Source organism: Acinetobacter sp. PC34 (assembly GCF_051789135.1).
Classification (GTDB): Bacteria; Pseudomonadota; Gammaproteobacteria; order Pseudomonadales; family Moraxellaceae; genus Acinetobacter; species Acinetobacter johnsonii.
On the sequence record NZ_CP196664.1, the window covers coordinates 574,794 to 598,117 of the forward strand.

Annotated in this window: 19 protein-coding genes; 6 read left to right on the forward strand and 13 right to left on the reverse strand. The window is 42.4% G+C overall.

What is annotated here, in order from left to right:
* Position 1: 1 nt before the first annotated feature.
* From ACSC9N_RS02840 to ACSC9N_RS02855, 4 genes are all read right to left on the reverse strand, one after another.
* Positions 2-223 (reverse strand): hypothetical protein, encoded by a 222-nt coding sequence (locus ACSC9N_RS02840; RefSeq protein ID WP_125281242.1) that lies wholly within the window; start codon positions 221-223, stop codon positions 2-4.
* A 152-nt stretch (positions 224-375) separates the two neighbouring features.
* Entirely contained in the window at positions 376-1,260 is an 885-nt protein-coding gene (locus ACSC9N_RS02845; RefSeq protein ID WP_131230597.1) for a lysophospholipid acyltransferase family protein, read from the reverse strand.
* 319 nt (positions 1,261-1,579) lie between these two features.
* A complete protein-coding gene (gene aspS / locus ACSC9N_RS02850) occupies positions 1,580-3,364 on the reverse strand; it encodes an aspartate--tRNA ligase (RefSeq protein ID WP_131230595.1) in 1,785 nt (594 codons plus the stop codon).
* A 151-nt stretch (positions 3,365-3,515) separates the two neighbouring features.
* Complete coding sequence (locus ACSC9N_RS02855; protein WP_131230593.1) at positions 3,516-4,280, reverse strand: DUF4184 family protein; 765 nt, start codon at positions 4,278-4,280, stop codon at positions 3,516-3,518.
* Between the two features lie 138 nt (positions 4,281-4,418).
* Here ACSC9N_RS02855 and znuD point away from each other — a divergent pair, with 138 nt between their 5' ends.
* Together znuD and ACSC9N_RS02865 are read left to right on the forward strand one after the other, a co-directional pair.
* Positions 4,419-6,452: a zinc piracy TonB-dependent receptor ZnuD gene (gene znuD / locus ACSC9N_RS02860; RefSeq protein WP_348958151.1), complete on the forward strand. Its 2,034-nt coding sequence runs from the start codon at positions 4,419-4,421 to the stop codon at positions 6,450-6,452.
* Positions 6,453-6,616: 164 nt separating this feature from the next.
* The gene (locus tag ACSC9N_RS02865; RefSeq protein WP_148825505.1) at positions 6,617-8,080 is read left to right on the forward strand and encodes a phospholipase D family protein; all 1,464 of its coding nucleotides are present in this window, start codon (positions 6,617-6,619) and stop codon (positions 8,078-8,080) included.
* A gap of 108 nt (positions 8,081-8,188) precedes the next feature.
* On the opposite strand, the gene ACSC9N_RS02870 is transcribed toward ACSC9N_RS02865, so the two are convergent.
* On the reverse strand, positions 8,189-8,641 hold the full coding sequence (locus tag ACSC9N_RS02870; RefSeq protein ID WP_131230589.1) for a hypothetical protein: 453 nt from the start codon (positions 8,639-8,641) through the stop codon (positions 8,189-8,191).
* 197 nt (positions 8,642-8,838) lie between these two features.
* Here ACSC9N_RS02870 and ACSC9N_RS02875 point away from each other — a divergent pair, with 197 nt between their 5' ends.
* On the forward strand, positions 8,839-9,291 hold the full coding sequence (locus ACSC9N_RS02875; RefSeq protein WP_148827059.1) for an RcnB family protein: 453 nt from the start codon (positions 8,839-8,841) through the stop codon (positions 9,289-9,291).
* Between the two features lie 70 nt (positions 9,292-9,361).
* Here the strand turns inward: ACSC9N_RS02875 and ACSC9N_RS02880 are convergent, their stop codons facing one another.
* From ACSC9N_RS02880 to ACSC9N_RS02895, 4 genes are all read right to left on the reverse strand, one after another.
* Positions 9,362-9,859 (reverse strand): phosphate-starvation-inducible protein PsiE, encoded by a 498-nt coding sequence (locus ACSC9N_RS02880; protein WP_348958153.1) that lies wholly within the window; start codon positions 9,857-9,859, stop codon positions 9,362-9,364.
* A gap of 140 nt (positions 9,860-9,999) precedes the next feature.
* Positions 10,000-11,781 (reverse strand): acyl-CoA dehydrogenase C-terminal domain-containing protein, encoded by a 1,782-nt coding sequence (locus ACSC9N_RS02885; protein ID WP_348958154.1) that lies wholly within the window; start codon positions 11,779-11,781, stop codon positions 10,000-10,002.
* 193 nt (positions 11,782-11,974) lie between these two features.
* Entirely contained in the window at positions 11,975-13,777 is a 1,803-nt protein-coding gene (locus tag ACSC9N_RS02890) for an acyl-CoA dehydrogenase C-terminal domain-containing protein (protein WP_348958156.1), read from the reverse strand.
* A 305-nt stretch (positions 13,778-14,082) separates the two neighbouring features.
* A complete protein-coding gene (locus tag ACSC9N_RS02895; protein ID WP_348958158.1) occupies positions 14,083-14,700 on the reverse strand; it encodes a hypothetical protein in 618 nt (205 codons plus the stop codon).
* 137 nt (positions 14,701-14,837) lie between these two features.
* Between ACSC9N_RS02895 and baeS the strand changes: the two genes are divergently transcribed.
* The 3 genes from baeS to ACSC9N_RS02910 all read left to right on the forward strand — a co-directional run bounded on the left by baeS (position 14,838) and on the right by ACSC9N_RS02910 (position 18,763).
* Positions 14,838-16,490, forward strand: coding sequence for a sensor histidine kinase efflux regulator BaeS (baeS, locus tag ACSC9N_RS02900; protein WP_205680394.1), 1,653 nt, complete (start codon positions 14,838-14,840; stop codon positions 16,488-16,490).
* A 19-nt stretch (positions 16,491-16,509) separates the two neighbouring features.
* The gene (locus ACSC9N_RS02905; RefSeq protein ID WP_151836114.1) at positions 16,510-17,196 is read left to right on the forward strand and encodes a response regulator; all 687 of its coding nucleotides are present in this window, start codon (positions 16,510-16,512) and stop codon (positions 17,194-17,196) included.
* Between the two features lie 211 nt (positions 17,197-17,407).
* Positions 17,408-18,763: an amino acid permease gene (locus ACSC9N_RS02910; RefSeq protein ID WP_279664740.1), complete on the forward strand. Its 1,356-nt coding sequence runs from the start codon at positions 17,408-17,410 to the stop codon at positions 18,761-18,763.
* Positions 18,764-19,733: 970 nt separating this feature from the next.
* Here ACSC9N_RS02910 and ACSC9N_RS02915 read toward each other — a convergent pair.
* From ACSC9N_RS02915 to ACSC9N_RS02930, 4 genes are all read right to left on the reverse strand, one after another.
* Positions 19,734-20,105 carry an MmcQ/YjbR family DNA-binding protein gene (locus ACSC9N_RS02915; protein WP_287166246.1) on the reverse strand — a complete coding sequence of 124 codons (372 nt, stop codon included), beginning with the start codon at positions 20,103-20,105 and terminating at the stop codon, positions 19,734-19,736.
* Positions 20,106-20,173: 68 nt separating this feature from the next.
* Positions 20,174-21,619 (reverse strand): protein adenylyltransferase SelO, encoded by a 1,446-nt coding sequence (locus ACSC9N_RS02920; protein ID WP_439036111.1) that lies wholly within the window; start codon positions 21,617-21,619, stop codon positions 20,174-20,176.
* A gap of 78 nt (positions 21,620-21,697) precedes the next feature.
* Complete coding sequence (locus ACSC9N_RS02925) at positions 21,698-22,027, reverse strand: DHCW motif cupin fold protein (RefSeq protein WP_348958163.1); 330 nt, start codon at positions 22,025-22,027, stop codon at positions 21,698-21,700.
* Between the two features lie 74 nt (positions 22,028-22,101).
* Positions 22,102-23,268, reverse strand: a complete 1,167-nt coding sequence (locus ACSC9N_RS02930) for an acyl-CoA desaturase (RefSeq protein WP_058951655.1) — start codon at positions 23,266-23,268, stop codon at positions 22,102-22,104.
* Between the last annotated feature and the right edge of the window lie 56 nt (positions 23,269-23,324).

Here is a 23,324-nt window from a genome sequence, read left to right on the forward strand (position 1 = left end):
ATTAATCTTGTTTATTCGCGTTGCCTTTCAGCACCATATAAATCAAACCGACAAAAATGACAAAAGCACCTGCCAAGCTACTTACACAGAAAAAGACAATACGGTCATAGGTGGTTAAATTAAATAATTGATTGTCTAAAATATAGCGCATGAAAAACCATTGTACGATTGCAAACACAATTAGCACAATACCGCGACGACGGACTTCAGGACGCATAGCCATTTGGTTGCTCACAACTTATCTAAAACAGTGCGCTATTATGCCACTGCTGAGAATTGATCTCAAATGAATAAAAGTATTCTATTCAGGCCTCTAGGAAATAACATACATTATTGTTTTCGAATTACTTGAGATCACGTGTTGGTTTGTGGAGCCTACATTGGTGGCTGTATCCGATAAGCATTGATATTGCCATAACAATTTCTAAAACGTTTATAGGACCAAATATACTGTTCAGGTGCTTGGTTAATTATGTCTTGCATGGCAAGATTTAAACTGTCTACAGATAGCTGTAGATCTTTCGATAAAATATCTTGAGATAGCTCAGTACAGTACACATCAAAACCTGCTGCGTCAGTATTACGAATACAACTTAATCCGATCACATTGCATTGTGTTTTTGCCGCCATTTTAGAGACCAGTGTCGTGGACAAAGTATTCTGCTGGAAAAAATATGAATAAATACCGCCACTCGGTTTTGGCAGATGATCTGGTAAAACAACAGTTAACCCACCTTGCTTGAGGTGTTTAAAAATCTGACGAATCCCTGTTTCATCAGTAGGAACAAGGGTTGCATTAAACTTTTGCCGTGCAGCTAGAATATAGCGGTTAATCCCTTTAATTTTATAGGGTTTATACATAATCATGGGTTGCGTATAGACATTTAACCATGCATTTAACAGCTCCCAACAACCAAAATGCGGAATGACCACAATCACGCCTTTTTTATTGGCTAAAGCCTCGGTTAGAACAGATTCACCATGAATGTTTTTCAATAAATCTAGGTTGTATTGTGGAGGCATTCCCCAACATTTTAAAAATTCAATATAGGTTTGGCATTGGCTTTGAATGCTGAGATGAACGCGTTTCTGGAGTGCTATTGGGTCGAGCTCAGGGTAGGCCAATTGCAGATTAATAGTGGTGATACGCTTGATTGAAGAGTCACTATAGTGAAGCAGGTGCGCAATTCCGCGTGCGATGTATTGTAAAAAGGACAAGGGAAAAAGTGAGATGATTTTAAGTAGATAATAAATAGCCATATTTTGACTCAGAAATCTTTTTAAAAGATGAGATGAGAGAAAATTTTGCAAAGAGACTTAAAAATCTAAGATAGATAAAATCAAAAAAAGATGAGCGTCTTAAGAACAAAATAAATGAATAAATCAATAGAGTGATTCAGTGCAAGAACTGCTGCAATAAAATATAGACTATCGTGAATCACTGTAAGGGGGATAGATTAAAAGTTCAAAAGAAATTTTGGAAAATTTGAAGCGAAAATAATATCTATGAAATGGATGGTGTTGCCGTGAATGAAAAAACCCTGCGCATGGCAGGGTTTCTTTAATCAAAATCTAAAGATTATTTGGTTTCTTCAGCTTTTGGTTTTTCGCGTAAGCGAATACCTAAATCACGTAGTTGATTTGATTCAACTGGTGCAGGTGCTTGCGTTAATGGACATTCAGCAGTTTTGGTTTTCGGGAATGCAATCACATCACGAATAGACGCACCACCCGTCATGAGCATGACTAAACGGTCTAGACCGAATGCTAAACCACCATGCGGAGGAGCACCGTAACGTAATGCGTTGAGTAAGAAGCTGAATTTCTCTTCAGCTTCTTCTTCACCAATACCTAATGCTTCAAAAATTGCTTTTTGCATTTCTAGGTTATGAATACGCAGTGAACCACCACCAATTTCGGTACCGTTTAACACCATGTCATAAGCCACAGAAAGCGCAGCACCTGGGTTATTTTTCACATCTTCAACGCTTGATTTAGGCAGTGTGAATGGATGGTGAACAGAAGTCCATTTGCCATCATCTGTTTCTTCAAACATTGGGAAGTCAACCACCCAAAGCGGTGCCCACTCGCAAGTCGACATTTTTAAGTCATGACCGACTTTAATACGTAAAGCACCCATGGCATCGTTCACAACTTTAGCTTTGTCTGCACCGAAGAACACGATATCCCCATTTTCTGCGCCAACACGTTTCAATAGATCAAGCACGATCGGCTCGATGAATTTCACGATTGGAGATTGTAAGCCTTCGATGCCTTTTTCAAGCTCGTTTACTTTAATGTACGCTAAACCTTTTGCACCGTAGATGCCGACAAATTTCGTGTACTCATCAATTTGGCTACGTGGTAAAGAGCCTGCACCTGGAACACGTAATGCAACGATACGGCCTTTAGGATCTTTCGCTGGACCTGCGAATACTTTGAATTCAACTTCTTGCATTAGGTCTGCGACGTCAACCAATTTTAAAGGAATACGTAAGTCTGGTTTGTCCGATGCATAGTCACGCATTGCATCGTTGTATGTCATGCGTGGGAATTTATCAAACTCAACATTTAGAAGTTCTTTGAACATCTTCACGGTTAAAGTTTCCATCAAATCCATGATGTCATCGTCACTCATGAACGATGTTTCAACGTCGATTTGGGTGAATTCAGGCTGACGATCTGCACGTAAGTCTTCATCACGGAAACATTTTGCGATTTGGTAGTAACGATCGATACCACCCACCATCAACAATTGTTTGAATAATTGTGGTGATTGTGGAAGTGCGTAGAAGCTACCATTTGAAACACGGCTTGGCACTAAGTAGTCACGTGCACCTTCAGGCGTTGCACGGGTTAAAATCGGAGTTTCGACGTCTAAGAAACCATTGTCTTCGAAATAGTTACGAATTAGGTTGGTTAGTTTAGAACGGAAACGTAAACGATCTAACATTTCAGGACGACGGATGTCCAAGAAACGGTATTTCAAACGGATTTCTTCAGAAATATTAGTGTTGTCGTCATTCAATGGGAACGGCGGAGTTTCTGATGCAGCAAGAACTTCGATTTCTTTACCTAAAACTTCGATTTGACCGCTCACCATATTGGCATTTTCTGTGCCTGCATAGCGGCGACGTACACGACCTGTAATTTTTAATACGAATTCTGAACGTACTTTGTCTGCAGTTGCGAATGCTTCAGGAGTGTCTGGGTCAATAACCACTTGCACAAGACCATCACGGTCACGCATATCAAGGAAGATGACACCACCGTGGTCACGGCGACGGTGTACCCAACCGCAGAGGGTTACTGTTTCATCAATTTGAGCTTCGGTTAAAGAACCGCAGTAATGAGTTCGCATCATGGCGTTAAAAATCCAACTATATGGCTAAAGGTAGCGAATACGTAAACAGCGTACCGCCAGAAATAAAGGTAGGATTATGCCTCTTTGGGCATTGACTCTCAAGGTATAGCTTAAAAAAGGCATGAAATAGCATTTAAGCGTTGGTCTAAATTCAGCCTAAACGATAGTCTCGATCTAAAAATAAAAACAGAATGCAGCCAAAGATTAAAATCAGCAAAGCGACTTGGCTAAACTCATTAATACTTCGCCCCGTAAAATAATACAGGTCTGACTGCCACACTTGCGTGGGGATATAACGTGCATAGTCCCAAACACTGACTAAACCGCCCAAAAGGCTCAGTATGAACAGTCCCATCGCAAAGCGTTTGATTTTTAGACTGACAGGAAAATGTTGCTGATGTGTTTGGTAATAACACCAACTCATCCACGCCAACAAGGGGAGGGCCAGTGCCGATGTGCCAATTTGTAAAATGCGGTGTAGCGGATAGCCGTGCCCTAACAAAGAGAACCTCTGGCTTAAAAATTCATGTCCGAACAAGGTGCGGAAGTCAGCATGGGTGAGTCCATCCCATAACAGATGCGTAGCTGTGCCGAGCAGTATTGCTAGAATAACGGCCACAGAAAATTTAAAAAAACGTAGCATACTGCTCAGCCTTAATTCATGCTGAATACCTAAAAAACGATAAAAACAGGGCCGCAATAGCGCGTACCACAAAACACAAAAACTGAGTCCAATCCAAAGATCAGGGTGAATCAGTGAAGTCCAATAGTGGGTGGTATTTGAATTGGCTTGTGTAAACAGTCGATAAAGATCGGGGGTCATACAACCAATGGCAATGGCAGCAATCGGTAGACGGTCACCACTGAGTTTGGCTAAAGGAGGCGCGAGAACGGCATGTGAAATGGTAAAGGGCATTGATCTGTTGGCGTTGGCATCGACTTAGATGGATAGGGCAGTTTATCTTTTTTCTACGATTGGAATGTTTTTTATTGCAATGAATTTGAAATGTTATATTATAACAATATTCAAAAATTGTACGCTTGAGTGAGTTCCATGTCTTTCCATAAAAATTTGATAACGCTCTCTATTTTGGCGGTGGTCGCACCTGCCGTTTTTGCAGATGACACAACAACACAACAACTTGAAACGTTGATCAGCCAAGCACATCCACTCGTTCAGACCGCTGCTGATTTTGCAGTCGCTGATCAGGTGATTGATCAAAAAAGCTTAAAAGAACGTGCACCGACCATTGGGGATGCTTTGGCCGATGAGCTAGGCGTATATTCAAATCAATATGGTTCAGGTTCAAGCCGACCTGTGATTCGTGGTCAAGATGGCCCTCGCGTGAAAGTCTTACAACATGCTTCAGAAACTGCTGATGTCTCGACTTTATCGCCAGACCATGCCGTGACTGTTGATCCGATTTTGGCCAAGCAAATTGAAATCATCCGTGGCCCTTCAACCCTGTTATATAGTGCAGGTGCCGTGGGCGGTTTGGTGAATGTCACCGATCAAAAAATTCCAACCAGCATGCCTGAAAAAGGTTTAGAAGGTACGGCTGGATTACGCTACAACTCTGGTAGTGATGAAAAATTGGCCAGTGCTGGGGCGACGGTTGCTTTGGGGAGTCAGTTTGCTCTTCGAGTTGAAGGTTCAAAGCGTGAAGCAAATGACTATATTGCGCCGAACTATTTCCATGAGCATGAAGGTGAACTCGAAAAAGAACGTCGTGTTGGAAATACCTTTGCCAAAGGTGAAACAGTCAGTGTTGGCGGTTCATGGATTGGTGAGCGTGGTTTTGCGGGTATTGCCTATACCAACCGTCAAGATCAGTACGGTTTACCTGGGCACAGCCATGAATATGAAAGTTGCACTGTATCAGGTAATTTATTAATTGGATGTGGTGAGAAAGATTATGGAGACGAACATGAGACAGGGCCTTGGGTTGACTTGAAGTCGGAACGTTATGATTTCCGTGCAGAAATCTTAAATCCGCTTGCAGGGTTTGAGAAGTTACGAGCACATGCCAGTTATACCGACTACCAACATGATGAAATTGAAGGCGATAGTGTTGCAACTACCTTTAAAAGTAAGAGTTATGATGCGCGTCTAGAAATGGTGCATCAGCCGATTGCGGATTGGGAAGGTGTGGTTGGCGTACAGTACAATCAACAAAAATTAGATATCACGGGTGAAGAGTCTATTTTAGAACCGACCAAGACGCAAAAGTGGAGCGTATTTGGTTTAGAACACAAGCAGTGGAATGACTTCCATTTTGAGTTAGGGGCACGTGTCGATCAGCAGACCATTGATATTGAGTCAGATCGAAAAGACTATGATGATTATGCCGTGTCTTATTCGGGTGCTGTGAATTGGATGTTTGCACCGAACTATAAACTATCTTTGGTCGGGTCACATCAAGAGCGTTTACCTTTGGCACAAGAGCTTTATGCTGATGGTAAGCATCTTGCAACCAATACTTATGAACGTGGCAATGAAAATCTCGATGTCGAAAAGTCAAATAACCTAGAGTTAGGTTTCCATTACGATACGGATAAAATTGATTATCACGTTCATGTTTACCACAACTGGTATGATAACTACATTTATGCTCAAACCGCAGACCGTTACGAAAACTTCCGCCTAGTAGACTACACTCAAGACAAAGCGCGTTTTTATGGGACTGAAGCAGAAGCCTCTTATGCCATCAATGATGTTTATAAAATGAGTGTCTTTGGTGACTATGTACGTGGCAAAATTGACAATGAAAATGCACCACGGGTGCCTACTGGCCGTTTAGGAACAAAAGTGAATGCGAACTTTAGTGACACGTGGTCAGGAACAGCAGAGTACTACCATGTGTTTGAGCAAGATCGAATTGCAAGCTATGAGACCGAAACCGAGGGCTATAACATGGTGAATCTGGGCTTGGCGTATAATGGTCAGTATATGCAGGGCAATGATTATCGCGTGTATTTCAAAGCCAATAACCTCTTAGATGAGACGGTTTATTCGCATACCTCTTTCTTATCGACCATTCCACAAGTTGGGCGTAACTTCACAGTTGGACTGGACTTTAGTTTCTAAGTGCTATTTCAAGACTCAACCCCACCTTTTCCGTAAAGAGGAAGTGCTCCCTCTTCTTAAAGGAGAGGGTTAGGGAGAGGTTGCCAAAACATTGACAACAGAAATCCTCTTGAAAAATCAAACAATAAAACCTAGTCTGAGTATATTGGATTAGGTTTTTTGTTATGCGTATCTTTCGAAAATTACATCAAAAGCTCAACTGGACATCGACGCGTTATGTCGGTGTCGTGGTGGGTTTATTGGCTCTGACTTATTTAACCTCCGCAGTTTACCATAGCGTTAAACCACTGCCTGATGGGCTGGACTATACGGGCAAGTTACGTCATGCCGATGTCAAATTTATTGCAGATCAAACCTATATCGATGCACAAGGCAAGCAGCAACAAGATCATCATATTTTCAATGCAGTGTTTAAACTGATTGAAGATGCACAAACCACGATTGTGTTGGATATGTTCTTGTTTAATGATGAAGTGGGGACATCTCAAGCATCACAACGGGCGTTGACTCGGCAGCTGACCGATGCGTTGATTGTCAAGCGAAGCTTGCATCCGAATATTGAAATCAAAGTCATCACTGACCCGATTAACTCAGTGTATGGCGGGCTCTTACCTGAGCATTACCGTAAATTGCGTCAGGCGGGTGTGGATGTGATTGAAACGGATTTACGTCCGCTTCGTGCCTCGAATCCTGTTTGGTCTGGTTTTTGGTATATCTGTTGTCAAAATGCAGGCAATAATCCCGACGGTGGTTGGTTAAGAAACCCGTTTGGGGATGAAAAAATTACCCTACGTAGTTATTTAAACTTATTTAATTTTAAAGCCAATCATCGCAAAACATTGGTGGTCGATACCGCGGAAGGTTGGAAAACCTTGGTCACATCGGCGAATCCGCATGATGGCAGTTCACGACATTCCAATGTAGCGCTGTTGGTGACAGGCAATACCGCAATAGATGTGTTGAAAACAGAGCAAACTGTGGCTCACATGTCTCAGGGCGATGTACCAATGGTGATTCTGGGCGAAATTGCAGGAAATCCATTGCAGCCTCAGGTACAGGTGTTGACGGAAAAAGCAATCCTAGACGCAACACTCAATATGTTGAATAGCGCAAAGGCCAATGATCAGATTGATTTGGCGATGTTCTATTTGTCTGAGCGTCAAATTATCAATGCTTTAAAAGATGCGCAGAATCGTGGAGTTAAACTTCGGATTTTACTCGACCCAAATAAAGATGCATTTGGTCGTCAAAAGAATGGAATTCCGAACCGTCAAGTTGCGTCTGAGCTTAACGATGCAGGTATTACAGTGCGGTGGTGTAATACTCAAGGAGAGCAGTGTCATAGCAAAATGATTTTAAAACGCCATGCACAAGAAGCAGAGCTCATTTTGGGTTCAGCGAATTTTACCGCACGAAATTTGAAGAATTATAACTTAGAGACCAATTTACGTGTGATAGGCCAGTCTAATGTAGCGGTGTTTACAGATGCACAGCAATATTTTGATGGGGCATGGTCGAACTTAAATGGTCGTCAAATGAGTGTGGGCTATGAGCAATATAAAGATGAGTCAAAACTCAAATATGGGCTATACCGCTTTATGGAGTGGAGTGGTTTGTCGACATTTTAATTTCGAATTCCTTTTGCCATTTCATGAAAAGCGGCACTTCCTACGCTGTGCAAGATGAAAAGTCCCTCTTTTTAAAGAGGGATTTAGGGAGATTTAATTTTTAAGATTTTATTGCTCAGGATTTGGCGGGATGATTTGATCCAAATCTTTATCGGTCATCTTATCGAGTTCATGCAGATCGGTTTTGATTTTCCATTTTTCGGCATCTTCTACAGGGCTTGGTAGGCGTGCCTCTAACCAGTCGCAAATGACATCGGGTGGAAAGTCAGGATGGTTACACTGAATGACCCATGCCAAGAATTGCTTGGCTTCACCATTCATATACGGCGGCGGTGACACAGGTAAAAACTGCGTCGGTAGGCGCTCATTTTTAGAAATATAGTTCAGTACATGTCCCAGCTCTTGTACCGTTTGCCATGCCAAAGGATGATCTACATCAATTTGAAACTTAAACCACCATGCACTTTTTCCATCTGTGCCATAAGCATCAATCAGATTTTTTTGAATACTGGGCACTTTTGTAAAATATTCATAGAGTCGATCAAAACTTAATTCAGCCACGATTGTTCATCCACTACATTTATAAACAAAGATTAAGTATAAACTGAAAACATATACGATTTTTTGCTTTTCAAAGAAATCCTGCTTCAAACCTTATAGCGGTGATAATGGGCAGTGATCTAAAATTGACAACTTGTGCATTTTTTATCCATAAAATAGGTTTAAAATAATAGTATTCACCTCAGTGGAGGAAGATGATGAAATATTTAAAAATAATCTATGGAATAAGTTTACTCAGCTTATGTCCTGCACTGAGTTTTGCTCAACCAGCGACGCGTTATTATGGAAAACCGCTGACTTCGCAAACCCAGCGTTTCCCAACCTATGCTGGGCCGTATCAAGGTGCAATGCCCAGACCTACATCACCGCCTCAAATTGAACCCCCTCACCACAGACCACCTCCGCACCATCCACCACATGGAGGATATCCAATGCGACCGGGTGTGAGTATTATTTACCGAGCTCCCAGCTATTCAACCTATAGTCAGAAAACCAATAGCTATGTGTATGGGGATGGCGACTCTAGTATTGAAAGCCGTGATTATGTGTTGATTACCGATTGGCGACGTTTGGGACTGCCAGACCCACCTGAAGGTATGCACTGGATCTACGAAAATGGACGCTACGCTTTAGAACCAGATTCAAAATAAATGAATCTTTGATCGATAAAGAAAACCCTCCGTTGCTTAGACTGAGGGTTTTTTAGTGGTCAATAAAGAATTAAGCGAGTTCATCATCTTGTGGGCTTGGTGTTTTCCCTTCAGCTAAAGGCTTGTCGGCATGTTTATCCCGAATTACTGAAGGATAATTCCACGATGCATAACGCACCACCAAAATTGCAATCGCCATAATTAAAATTGAACCCGTAATAATCACCAAATCCATATCCGCTTTGTGGTCATGCTGGATATCGGAAATTAAAAGTCGGGTGAGGGCAGTGATGGCGATATAAATTAAAAAGCGGACAGGCATGTGGTTGGTTTTAAAATAGATACCGACCATTGCGCCCAGTTCGAGGTAGATGAATAATAATAAAATATCATCAATCGAGGCATATTGTTTAATGGTCAGAATCTCATAGACGGTATGTCCTGCCGACCAAATCACCATACAGCCAATAATAAATAAAGCCACATAGTGAAAGCTTTCTACTGCAGTATTGCCCAGCTTATCGAGGAGGGTTTGTATTTTCTCTATTTTAGGGTCACGGTTAGTCATGGCTGCCTCCTGATATGTTGATGGTGGTTTATTGCATCATAAGCAAATTTCATGCACATGACGTATAAAAGCAAAAATAAAGCTGAGCCATAAAAAAACGCCTGACGAAGCAGGCGTTTTTTTATTCAGTCTTTAGGCGATTAAGCTTGGCTAGTGAAATAGTCTTCAGAGAAATTCATGATGACTTCTGCACCTGCTTTTACTTTTGCAATACGTAAGTCGATTTCAGGCAAAATACGTTGAGCGAAATAAGCTGCAAGCGCCAGTTTGTTTTGATAGAAGTCACCATCTTTAGCTTTTGCAGCATTGGCAATTCTTGCAAACATATAGGCAAAGCTGAGTAGGCCGACTGCATGTAAGTAATCTACTGCTGCAGCATTCGGGAACTCTGCACTTTCAGCAGCACGTTCAAGGATATACTTGGTCACTTCTTCCACTTCAGTTGCTGCATCGAGTGTTGCATCTTTAATGAAGTTTAGGTCAGCGTCTAAGCCGTTAGCAAAGTCACGGATTTCAGTAATGTAGTCTGCGATGAATGCACCACCACATTTAATGGTCTTACGACCGATTAAATCTTGAGACTGAACACCGTTGGTGCCTTCATAGATTTGTGCAATACGTAAGTCACGTACACATTGCTCCATGCCCCATTCACGAATATAACCATGACCACCGAAGACCATTTGTGCATCTAAAGTTGCTTGGAATGCTGTGTCGGTTAAATACGCTTTTGCAATAGGGGTTAACAATGCAACACGGTCATTGGCTGCTTTCACCGCTTCAGGGTCTGTTGAGAACTTGGTGATATCCAGTTGCTGACCCACGTAAACTGCAAATGCGCGAGATGCTTCATTATTGGCACGTGCATTCAGCAACATACGACGCACATCACCATGAACTAAAATGCTGTCTGCAGGTTTAGCAGGCGATTGAACACCAGAAGCGCTACGACCCTGTAGACGATCTGTTGCGTACTGTGCCGCATTTTGGTAGGCAAATTCAGATGCGCCTAAACCTTGAATACCCATCGATAAACGTTCGTAGTTCATCATCACGAACATTGCAGCAAGGCCTTCATTTTCTTTACCCACCAAGTAACCTTTGGCACCATCAAAGTTCATTACACAAGTCGCAGACGCTTTGATCCCCATTTTGTGTTCAATTGAACCTGGACCTGCCGCATTACGCTCGCCTACAGAACCATCTGCATTCACTAAGAATTTAGGTACGATGAATAGTGAAATACCGCGTGAGCCCGCAGGCGCATCCGGCGTTTTCGCCAATACTAAGTGAATGATGTTTTCAGACAGGTCGTGGTCACCGCCAGTGATGAAGATTTTCGTACCTGTAATGTTATAAGTACCGTCTTCATTACGTTCGGCTTTAGTTTTGATAATACCTAAATCTGTACCTGCATGCGGCTCAGTTAAGCACATCGTGCCTGACCATTCACCTGTGTACATTTTTGGCAAATAAGTTTCTTTTTGCTCTTGTGATGCATAGCTGTTTAACGCCATGCCTGCACCTACAGAAAGAAGCGGGTAGAGCATGAATGATGGGTTAGTTGCAAACAGCATTTCATCAGACAGAACAGTCAGCATTTTCGGCATGCCTTGACCGCCCCATTCTTCATCTGCGCCTAGACCAATCCAGCCACCTTCAGCATATTGCTTAAACGCTTCTTTAAAACCAGCAGGTGTAGTCACTGCACCGTTGCTAAAAGTTGCGCCTTCTTCATCACCGGTGCGGTTGATGGGTAGGGTGACGTTTTGCGAAAATTTAGCCATTTCTTCGAGGATCGCTTCAGCCGTCGCACTGTCTACATGAGCTAGATTTTCATTAGACTGCCAGAACTGTTCAGCGTTAAAAACGTCATTGAGGATAAACTTCATATCCGCAAGGGGAGCATTATAAATGGGCATGTTGGTTCACCTGTTTATTGTTTGAATCCGGGTAGACTTAGGGCAGCTTAGTAAACAACTGCAGAGGTTGTTAGATGACCCAAGGGAAATAACGCTTTATTTATAAAGAAAAAGGACCATCAAAGCTATGACCGTCCTTTTTCATTTCTGTACTCAAGAGTACAACATTTTGAATATCATTTAGAGATTCAGATTAGAATGCAAAGTGTTCTGCATCTAATGCAAGTAACGGTTCTACGCCGCCTGCAATCACATCTACATGTGAACGAACACGTGGCAGAATCTTCTTAAAGTAGAAGCGCGCTGTCGTTACTTTCGCATTGTAGAAGTCTACATCACTGCTGCCCGCTGCAAGCTTGTCTTGTGCAACCAAAGCCATACGTGCCCATAGGTAAGCAAGCGTTACATAGCCAGAGAAATACATGTAATCAACTGCAGCTGCACCCACTTCATCAGGGTTTTGCATTGCGCGCATACCAATTTGCATGGTTAAGTCGCCCCACTCTTTGTTTAGAGCAGCAAGAGGTTCAACAAACTCTTTTATTGCAGCATTGTCTTTGTTTGCTTCAACAAACTTATGGATGATTTTGGTGAAGTCTTTCAACATTGCACCTTGAGTACCCAAAACTTTACGACCTAACAAGTCAAGCGCTTGGATTTCAGTTGTCCCTTCGTATAAACACGCAATACGTGTATCACGAACGATTTGTTCCATGCCATGCTCTGAAATAAAGCCGTGACCACCAAATACTTGAACGCCGTGTTTTGCAGACTCAGAACCTGTTTCAGTCAAGAATGCTTTTGCAATTGGGGTAAGGAGTGACAAAATGTTGTCAGAAGATTTACGCTCTTCTTCTGTCGCACCTTGCTCAACCACGTCTGCATGTAGAGACAATAAGTAAACCAGAGCACGACCACCTTCTGCAAATGCTTTTTGAGTTAACAGCATGTTACGAACAGCAGGGTGAACAATAATTGGATCGGCTTCTTTTTCTGGTGCTTTAGGACCTGTTAAAGAACGCATTGCTAAACGGTCTTTCGCATAGGTTAATGCACCTTGGAATGCACCTTCAGATGCCGATAAACCTTGAACTGCTGTACCAATACGAGCAGTGTTCATGAAGGTAAACATGCAGTTTAAGCCACGGTTTTCAGGTCCAATCAGGAAGCCTTTTGCGTTATCAAAGTTGATCACGCAAGTTGAGTTCCCGTGGATCCCCATTTTGTGTTCGATAGAACCACAACGCACCGCGTTACGCTCACCCACAGTACCGTCTGCGTTTAAGTTAAACTTCGGCACGATGAATAAAGAAATACCTTTGGTGCCTTTAGGTGCGCCAGGAAGACGAGCAAGTACGATGTGAACAATGTTCTCAGCCATGTCATGTTCACCCGCTGAGATAAAGATTTTCTCACCAGTGATTGCATAGCTACCGTCAGCTTGTGGCTCAGCTTTAGTACGGATAATACCCAAGTCAGAACCTGCATGAGATTCTGTTAAGCACATCGTACCTGTCCAAACACCTGAAACAAGGTTTGGTAAGTAAGCATTTTTTTGTTCAGCTGAACCGTGATGTTCTAAAGTACGAACTGCACCGTGAGAAAGACCTGGGTACATACCCCATGCCCAGTTCGCAGTACCCACCATTTCTGAAATCACGTTACCCAAAGAAACAGGTAATGCTTGACCACCGTATTGCTCTTCAGCAGAAAGAGACGGGAAGCCTAGTTCGATATATTTTTGATACGCTTCTTTAAAGCCTGTTGGAGTTGTAACAACGCCATCATTCCAAGTACAACCTTCGCGGTCGCCACTTTGGTTGATTGGAGACAATTCGTTTTCACAGAAATCTGCAGCAGCTTCTAAATATTGGTCAACCAATTCACGGCTTACGGTTTCCTGAAATGCAGGCAATTTAAAATAGTGTTCTTCTGCATTCAATAGCTCATGCAGTACGAATTGCATATCACGTAAGGGCGCTTTGTATTGTGGCATATCGGTTTCCTCAATACTGGTTTAACCAGCTTATAATCCTAATAAACATAAAAACGTGTCTTCTTTGACACGGATTGGAATAACTTAATCGTGCAACATCTTCTAATTTGGTACAAGCGGTTCAGGTGCTTTTCTTGGTGACTGTAAAGTCAAATAAATATTATTCAAAATCGCTAAGTGCACTGAGTGTAAACAGTTTTGCTGCTTTTGGCATGACATAAATAGTCAAAAAGCGTAAAAAGTTATGTCCAATAAAAAAGGCGCAATTTGCGCCTTTTTTATCTATTTATGCTTTTTAGAGTGGTTTAAGCGGCCTTATTCGGTGCTGAAACAGGGGCTTTAGGCTGGAAGTGAACCATACACTTGCCATCTACTGTTTGTGTGCCAATTTTTAACTGCACGGCTTTACCATTGGTTTGACCTTGGCAGGCTTTGGCCGCAGCTTGTTGACGCGCTTGATGTTCAGCTAAACGTTGATCGTATTGCTGGGTTAACTCAGCACGTTTCGCATCGGTTAGTGGTTCGCCGCGTTGCATATGCATGCCACGGAATTCACCACGATCGGCTTGATCACCATGCATTGGTCGATGTTCACCACGTTTCATTTCATCACGGTTCGGTTTAAACGAAATCGCACATGTGCCTTCTAGTGTTTGTTCACCTGCTTTAATTTGGACTGCTGAACCCACCGCTTTGCCATCGCAGGCTTTTTTAATGTCTTGCATGACTTGTTTACGTTCAGTACGCATTTTTTCAAACTGTTCGCGTTGTTCAGGTGTCATGTGACGGTCTTTTTGATAATGACCATGCATATGTTGCGACTGCTCCATATCTTTCGATGCTTGGGTGGATTGACAGGCAGTCAACGCACCTACAGATAAAACGCTGGCAGTGGCTAAAGCAATTTTTGTCATCTTATTCATTCTACAACTCCCCCATACAAGAGCATGTGATTTTGGATGATTAAAGATTAAATAATAAAGATGTAGAAACAATGGAGAGTTTTTTGATGCAGTGTTCTATACAATAACAAGGCAAAAGAATGACCGAGAGACTGCTTTTGAAGATTCGCCGCGTACCGATTGCTTTACGCTTATTCCTCACTGTATTGCTGACCACTTTGGTGATTACCACGGTGAGTTTAGGTGTGCTGCATTGGACGATGCAAAAGAATTTTGCCAAATATGTGGCGGACGTGGAAATGCAAAAGCTCGATCATCTGATTGATAACTTGGCTGGCGTTTATAGTACCTATCATGACTGGGGCAATGCCATTCAAGCGCAAATTTTGCAGATTGAAGGACATGCCGCGCCAGATGATTATGACCGTCTCTCTCGTTGGTGGTTGCGCCGCCAGTACGATATTGCTCTGCAACAGCGTTATTTTAAAGAAAATACCAAAACCTTACTCAGTGATGTCTCTACCACTGAAGTCAAACATGAAAAACAGATTTTAACCGAACAAGAATTGCAAGCTTTGGAGGAAAACTTACCTTCGGAGTTTCAACCCTTCGAAGGTTTAAAGTTTCCACTCAGCGCCAATCAAAATGTGTTCCGCCCAGATCGTAAAAAAGAAGAGATTGAACAAGAGAGCAAACAAAACACAGGCAAAAAACAGTTTATTTCCACGCCTGACCGTTTGGGTCTGAGCTCGCGTTTGTCTTTATACGATACGCAGCGTCAGTTTGTGGTCGGTGAACCCTCGGATGATCAAGTTTCTTTCCGTCCTATTGTGGTGAATAACCAAGTGGTGGGGTATTTGGGGCTGAAACCAGTCCTTGATCAAGATGATGCATTGAGTATCAACTTCTTTAGTAACCAAAAACGTTATTTATTGCTGGTCTATGGTTTAACCGTTTTTGCTAGTTTAATTGCTGCGTTGTTGCTTGCGACTTATTTTAAGACACCGATTCAACGCTTGTTGAATGGTACGCGTGAATTAACAAAGGGTAATTTTCAGCATCAAGTTAAAGTGAATCGAAACGATGAGCTGGGTGATTTATCCAATGAACTGAACCAACTGGCTGTGATTTTAGATCAGCATGAAATTTCGCGTCGTCAGTGGGTGTCAGATACTTCGCACGAGTTGAAAACACCGCTGGCAGTGTTACAAGCGCAGATCGAAGCGATGCAAGACGGAATTCGAAAACCAACGCCTGAGCATTTTGAATCGATGTTACGCCAAGTCACCAGCTTGAAAAAACTCACACATGACTTGGCTGATTTGGCACAAGCGGAAGCACAGCAATTAAACTGTTACTTTGCAACCGTGAACCCGTGGGCGGTGATTGAGCAAGAAGTGGAAAACTTTAAGCCTAAATTTGAACAGGCCCATTTAAGCATTAGTGTCGAAGGTGAGGGCGCTGAGTTACAACTTGATATTGACCGCTTTAAGCAAATCATGGTCAATTTGTTGGGTAATAGCATTCGTTATACCGAAGCAGGTGGTCAGGTTCGAGTTCATACGGAACAGTCCACAACATCTTGGACGGTCTATATTGATGACAGTCCTTATGGTTTAAGTGATGAGCAACTGGCACGACTCGGTGAGCGTTTCTACCGAGTAGATGACTCGCGTACGCGTAGCACAGGTGGTACAGGTTTAGGTTTGGCTTTATCGGCTAAACTGGCTCAGGCTTTGGGCGGCGAATTGAGTTTTGATCATTCGCCTTTGGGTGGTTTACGTTGCAAGTTAACGTTCCCAAAAAAATGAAACACAAAAGGAAGTATGTATGAAACATATTATGCTAGTTGAAGATGAAGTAGAACTTGCACAATTGGTCCGCGATTATCTTGAAGCAGCGGGCTTTGAAGTCAGTATGTTTCATGATGGTCAGGAAGCTTACGATAGCTTTACGCAGCGTAAACCGAGTCTGATGATTTTAGACTTAATGGTGCCTCGTATGGATGGTTTGACCATTTGCCGTAAAGTTCGTGAACAGTCGGATTTGCCGATTATTATGGTCACTGCACGTACGGAAGAAATCGTCCGCGTGCTTGGCTTGAACATGGGGGCAGACGACTACGTGTGTAAACCCTTTAGCCCGAAAGAATTGGTGGCACGTGTGCAAGCCGTGTTACGTCGTTTAGAGCGTAAGGCTGAGCCCGAAGATCAGTCTTTGTTCCGTATGGATAAAGCACAGCAACGCATTTGGTATCAACAAAAGCCTTTAAACCTAACGCCGACCGAGTTTCGTTTACTGGAGTTGTTTTTAGAGCATGTGGGTCAAGTCTATTCACGTGCGCAGTTGCTAGATCATATCAACCCAGACAGCTTTGAAGTAGCTGACCGTGTGATTGATAGCCATATTAAGAATTTACGTCGTAAGATTTCGGACGCGGCTGAAACAGGCAACCGTCATGAATGGGTTCAGGCGGTATATGGGGTAGGTTACCGTTTTGAATATCCTGAAGATTAATTCATTTTTTGATTAAAAGTAGAAGCGGATAAGCCTTGGGTTATCCGCTTTTTTTATGGGGTTCAAGCAAAGATGGCAATCAAAATCAGCAGTTCGCTTAAATCTCCAACTGGTGAAATGAAACTGAGCAATCGGCGATTTTAAAGGACAAGACTGGTTGATCGTCTGTGCAAGCGGTACAATTCATTTTTTTATCAGATGAGCATGTGTTTTGAGCAGCGAGACGCCTAAACTTCAGCGCCGTTTAAAGAACCGCCATATTCAATTGATTGCCATGGGCGGTGCAATTGGCACAGGGTTGTTCTTAGGTTCAGCACATATTATTGAATCTGCTGGCCCATCTATTATTTTGGGTTATATGATTGGCGGTTTGATTGCATTTTTAATTATGCGTCAGCTCGGTGAAATGATTGTGCATGAGCCAGTGACGGGTTCATTCAGCTACTTTGCCTTTAAATATTGGGGGCGGTTTTCAGGCTTTTTAACGGGCTGGAACTACTGGGTATTGTACATCTTGGTGGTGATGACTGAGCTGACCGCGATTGGTAAATACGTCAATTACTGGTGGCCACATATTTCTGCTTGGGTCTCGGTGCTGGTGTTTTTTGTGGTGATCACACTGGCCAATCTTGCCAATGTCAAACTGTATGCGGAGTCTGAGTTTTGGCTGTCGATGATTAAAGTTGTGGCGATTATCGCCATGATCATCTTCGGGGTTTATCTGTTGTTGACGGCTGATGTCGGTTCAACCGCATCTGTCACGAACTTATGGGCACATGGCGGGTTTTTCCCACATGGTTTTGAAGGCTTGTTTTATATGCTGGCCTTTATGATGTTTGCCTTTGGCGGCATTGAGCTGATCAGTATGGCGGCTGCGGAAACCGAAGATCCTGAAAAGAACATTCCAAAAGCAGTCAATCAAACGGTGATTCGGGTTTTCCTGTTCTATATTTGCTCACTGGCGATTCTTTTGTCTCTGGTGCCTTGGAATCAATTGGATTTGGGTGGCTTAGATAAAAGTCCATTTGTGCTTATTTTTAAGCAAATGGGCATTGATTGGGCAGCGCATTTACTGAATTTTATTATTCTGACTGCATCGGTTTCTGTTTGTAATAGTGGGATGTATGCCAATAGCCGCATGCTTTTAGGTTTAGCGGAACAGGGCAATGCCCCGCAAGTTTTTAAGCAGGTGAATCGGCAAGGGACACCGATTGCGGCGGTTTTATTTTCAGCATTACTGATTTTTGGGTGTGTGCTGTTGAATTACTTCTTGCCTGAAAAAGCGCTCAGTTATCTGATTTATATTGTGGTCAGTGCGGCTGTGCTGAATTGGATGATGATCAGTTTGATCCATCTTAAATTTAGACAGAGTATGAAAAAACAGGGCATTCAAACCAAGTTTCCAGCGTTATTTGCACCGTTTAGCAATTATTTTGTTTTAGTGTTTATGCTGATGATTTTATATATCATGTGGAATCAGGGTTTTATGCTTTCCGTGTTGATGCTTCCTGTGTGGATCCTCGTGTTATTTGTTTTATTTAAAACATTGAAGCCGAAGAAAAGCTAAAGCTTAGGTGATGATGTTGAAAAGGACTTAATATGAGTCCTTTTTTATTGGGCTTTTGATCGGTATATAAATTATAGATATTTCAAATCATGTGTCAGTTTGTCTTTTTACTTTTACATTTGTTTTAGACAAGGTCGATGAGTCTGTATTCAAATCAGCGAAGTATTCTTCTAGCCATTTGCATACCACTTAGGGTTGGATTGTGAGATGGCATTCTAACTTTTCAATAATGGAATCAAATAAGCAACTGAATATGAAAATGACTAAGACTTTACTGATTCTCAGTCTGTCTTTGTACGAGTTCAGCATGGCTTTCTGATTAACTTGAGTGGAGAGTGAGCTACTCTCATACTTCATCTTTTCGGATTGATATGTATAGATAATTAAATAGGCAAAATTGAGAAAAGAGAGGTTGTATTTCCAACAGATTGAAGCAGTGAGCTATAAAGCTGCTTTTAAATCACGCAAAAATTCATTTTAAGGAGTCAGGTTCAGCTTAGGTCATCCTGAAAACTATCCACAATTTCTGCGGATAATTTTGGGGGTAAGTCTAATTAAGCTTATTTTTCCATGTACGTTTTGGCTTACAACTATTCAAGTCGATTGCGTCTAGGTCAGTCCCAAGATTTTTTATATGATGCAGTCATAGAGAACAGGAAGTTCCAAAACATAAAACAAAAATGATAAGTTCAACACTAGGATGTGAGGTACAACAGGAGTTATACCTAGCTAACCAATACGAAAAAGCCCGACAGGATGTCGGGCTTTTTTTTATCATCTATAAATGTCTCATTTCACTTTTCGTTTCGAATTTTGGGTTCCAAAGTGGGCAATACGTAGAAAACGTTGAAAAACTGTTTAGCCGAAACAATATACGTTCAAATCCATGACCTGTTTGATGCAGTGATAGGGTTGCGCTTTAGGAAATCTAATAGGAATAATTTAAAAATCTTTTTCATTCAATACATATTTAGGTGATGGCTTTAAGCGCAGCGATTCGCTGTCTTTGTAGTTTATTCAGCTTGGATACCACGAGCTCATAAGAGCTGTGTACTAGATCTATGACTAAATCTGAATCTAAGTCTTCATCCTCATAAATTGAAATCCAATGTTTTTTATTCATATGCCAACCTGCATGAATATATGGATAAATATCACGTAGCATCGCGCCGTGGTCAGGCGTGACTTTTAAATTACTTAAAGCCGCGCCACTTAAAGATGAATTGAGCAAAAACATTTTATCCATGATTTTATAGACATCACAGCCTTCACCAAAGGGCTGACTACACGTCACTTCTGGTAGGGCAAGTGCAGCTTTTGCAGCAATAAGGTGTAAGGACATGGTGATCATCACTCTAGTGGAAAGCCTTGTGGATATTGTTTAATTTATCCACAGTTTAAGCCAAATGCTTAAGAGGAACAACTCACCATCACCTCAGGAACATCCGTTGGCAAAGGTGCTAAATCTTCCGCTTTCTCTAGTGCTACATTCCGCTCAAACGGTTGGCTAAGCAGGTCAAATAAGCGTTCGACTTCTGAGAAATCATTTCGTTCAGCCAGTTCAATCGCTTTTTGCGCCATGTGATTGCGTAGGATATAAACAGGGTTGGCTTGTTGCATGGCTGCATTGAGTGCTGCTGTGTCTTGATTTGCACGAATCTGTTCATATTGCGCGAGGAAACTTTCAAATTGACGACGGTCAAGGCAGTCATCTTTAATCATTTCATATTGCTGCTCTTGCAAACGCGTAAAGCTTTGTGTGTAGTCGAGCTGTTCAGTTTGTAGAATCCGTAAGAAGGTCATGGCACAGTCAAAACTGTCCGTGTGGAAATGAGGTAAGCCCATTTTCTGGCTTAAACCTTGTTTATAGTGCTCCAAGAACGTGGGTTCATAGTGCTCTAGGCAATTGGCAAGGTCTTGCTTCCATTGTTCTTTGTCATAATCTTGCGGACAAAGCGGAATCAGGTTATTCAACCATGTCCATAAGTTCCAATGTCCAATGCTTGGCTGCTGCTGATAGGTATAGCGGCCTTGGTAGTCGGAATGATTGTTAATCCAATTCGGACGAAAGCGTTCCATAAAGCCATAAGGGCCAAAATCGAGGGTTGAACCTGTAATGTTTAAATTATCGGTATTCATTACTCCATGTGCGAAACCGACCAGTTGCCATTTGGCAACCATTATCGCAGTCCGTTGAATCACTTGGGTTGCAAATGCCAAAATGGGTTGCTCTGCCTCTAAACACTCGGGGTAATGCCATTCGATGCATTTTTGGGTAAATTCGTCGAGTAAATCAGGTTGGTACTGGTTGATCCACTCAAAATGTCCCAAGCGAATATGACAGTCTGATGTACGTAACATCATTGCACCGAGTTCCAATTTCTCCCGTTGCACGCCTTGAGCCGACGAGGTAAAGCCTACGGCATTACTCGATGCGACGCCTAAATTATTCAGCGCATGTCCAGCCAAATACTCACGAATGACGGAGCGAAGTACCGCACGACCATCTCCCATACGCGAATAAGGAGTAGAACCTGCGCCCTTTAAATGCAGGTCAACGGTTTGCCCATGTTGATCGAGAATTTGCACAATCAATAAACCTCGACCATCACCGAGCTGTCCTGCCCACTGACCAAATTGATGCCCAGCATAGACCATTGCCAATGGTTCAAATTCACTAAAGGTTTTTTGTCCGCTACAAATCTCTATCCAAGACTGTTTGTCGGCTTCAGACCATTGCAACTGTTCTGCTAAAGCGGCATTGAAATGACCTGCTTTTGCCCCTTTTAGTGGCAAGGGCTGTTGATGGTGATAAAGTTTTGAAGGAAGGAGGGAGTAGCGTGAATTGAACTGCATAGTGAAGGATCACAAGGGATAAGCCATGACCCCATCAATATAGCAAAGTTTTAGTGTTAAGACATATATCCAACTGTTTTAGTCAACTATAAACAGCTTGGCACGCTTTGAGGTGGACGAGCGATGGGCTTCAGCTTGATCTGCAACTTGGTAACTCATGCCAGCCGTGAGGGTAAAGCTACGACCATCATCTAGTTCGGTGTGTAGTTCGCCTTCTAAGCACAACAGAATATGCCCTTTAGAACACCAATGGTCGGCCAGATAGTTCTCAGAATACTCCACCATACGCACGCGAATCGCGTCAAATTGTTGAGTACGCCATAGTGCATAACCTTGATCACCTGTATGGCGGGTGGTTGGTATCTCGGCCCAGTTGGTGATCCCGAAAGGAATATTCTTAATATCCATGTTGTTATCCTTTATGAACTGCTAAAAAAAGCCCCTTGCGGAGCTTTCTTTTGAAATGGTGAATCAGAGATCAATTATTGTGAAACAGGCGCTTTTTTAATGCTACGCATCAAGGTGGTCAAGGTTTGACGGTGATGACCTAAGCGCTGTTCGACTAACTGAAACTCAATTTTGAGCTTTTCATCCATTTGATGGATTTTTTCAGCCACAGCCGTTTTCTTGGCTTGAATTTCTTGCTCTTTCAATTTTGCCCAGTCATTCAAGGTTTGGGTGAATGCATCATACTCTTGCGCAATACGAGCTTTCGCCGAGCTGATGTCATCACTGACATTGAGACCATGAACTTCTAAGTCTTGTTCTGCGTATTTAAACTTCATCGCAAGTTCAGCTTTTTTAATATTAAAGCTCGGAATACGACGTAAGTTTTTAGCTAAACCAAGTTTTGAGCATGACCAAATCAACCATTTGGTTGGGTCATACTGCCACCATTTCACCCCGTTACGATAGTCGTATTGGAAAATGTGGTGGTAGTTATGATAACCCTCACCCCAAGTGGCAATAGCTAACCAGAAGTTGTCACGTGCGGTATTTTCGTCTGTATATGGACGTTTGCCCCACATGTGGCATAAAGAGTTAATGAAGAACGTGACGTGGTGGCTGAGGATTAAACGCATTAATCCGCCCAACAATAACACGCCCCATAAGTCGCCTACAGCCCAACCAATCGGTAATAAAATACCAGTGTGGACGATGATCACTAAAGGAACATAGTATTTGTGTTGGAACATCACCAATTTGTCATTCAGTAAATCGGGTGCATTTTTAAAATCAGGTTCTGCTGATGGATAGTCACGAAGCATCCACCCCATGTGCGCATACCAAAAACCATTGTTAATCGAGTATGGATCTTTCTCGATATCATCGACATGGCGGTGGTGGGTACGGTGACCTGAACTCCAAAATAAAATACTGTTTTGCACGGCAAAGGTACCCATAATCATCAAAATGATTTTTAAAGGTAAGCTTGCTTCATAAGCACGGTGTGCCCATAAGCGGTGATAGCCAGCGGTAATACCTAAGCTACTAACACCCAGTAATACAAACATACTGATCCAAGCGGCTAAGCTGAAATCATGCTGAAAGGCATATAAGGGAATTGCAATCACAGCCACAATGGGAAGAAAAACCAATGCAAAAATTGCAACCCAGTTAAATGGGGCTTTGGGTAGGGGAGCATTCATCTCCAACAGCACTCCTGAAACCTTGGGAGGTATAAATGGAAGGTCAATCCATTACT

Coding starts and splice junctions, on each gene's coding strand:
- ACSC9N_RS02840 (WP_125281242.1), bottom strand. CDS start 223: ATGGCTATGCGTCCTGAAGTCCGTCGTCGCGGTATTGTGCTAATTGTG.
- ACSC9N_RS02915 (WP_287166246.1), bottom strand. CDS start 20,105: ATGTCCTTACACCTTATTGCTGCAAAAGCTGCACTTGCCCTACCAGAA.
- ACSC9N_RS02855 (WP_131230593.1), bottom strand. CDS start 4,280: ATGCCCTTTACCATTTCACATGCCGTTCTCGCGCCTCCTTTAGCCAAA.
- ACSC9N_RS02930 (WP_058951655.1), bottom strand. CDS start 23,268: ATGAATGCTCCCCTACCCAAAGCCCCATTTAACTGGGTTGCAATTTTT.
- ACSC9N_RS02920 (WP_439036111.1), bottom strand. CDS start 21,619: ATGCAGTTCAATTCACGCTACTCCCTCCTTCCTTCAAAACTTTATCAC.
- ACSC9N_RS02865 (WP_148825505.1), top strand. CDS start 6,617: ATGCGTATCTTTCGAAAATTACATCAAAAGCTCAACTGGACATCGACG.
- ACSC9N_RS02875 (WP_148827059.1), top strand. CDS start 8,839: ATGAAATATTTAAAAATAATCTATGGAATAAGTTTACTCAGCTTATGT.
- znuD (WP_348958151.1), top strand. CDS start 4,419: ATGTCTTTCCATAAAAATTTGATAACGCTCTCTATTTTGGCGGTGGTC.
- ACSC9N_RS02925 (WP_348958163.1), bottom strand. CDS start 22,027: ATGGATATTAAGAATATTCCTTTCGGGATCACCAACTGGGCCGAGATA.
- ACSC9N_RS02890 (WP_348958156.1), bottom strand. CDS start 13,777: ATGCCACAATACAAAGCGCCCTTACGTGATATGCAATTCGTACTGCAT.
- ACSC9N_RS02845 (WP_131230597.1), bottom strand. CDS start 1,260: ATGGCTATTTATTATCTACTTAAAATCATCTCACTTTTTCCCTTGTCC.
- ACSC9N_RS02895 (WP_348958158.1), bottom strand. CDS start 14,700: ATGAATAAGATGACAAAAATTGCTTTAGCCACTGCCAGCGTTTTATCT.
- aspS (WP_131230595.1), bottom strand. CDS start 3,364: ATGATGCGAACTCATTACTGCGGTTCTTTAACCGAAGCTCAAATTGAT.
- ACSC9N_RS02905 (WP_151836114.1), top strand. CDS start 16,510: ATGAAACATATTATGCTAGTTGAAGATGAAGTAGAACTTGCACAATTG.
- ACSC9N_RS02885 (WP_348958154.1), bottom strand. CDS start 11,781: ATGCCCATTTATAATGCTCCCCTTGCGGATATGAAGTTTATCCTCAAT.
- ACSC9N_RS02880 (WP_348958153.1), bottom strand. CDS start 9,859: ATGACTAACCGTGACCCTAAAATAGAGAAAATACAAACCCTCCTCGAT.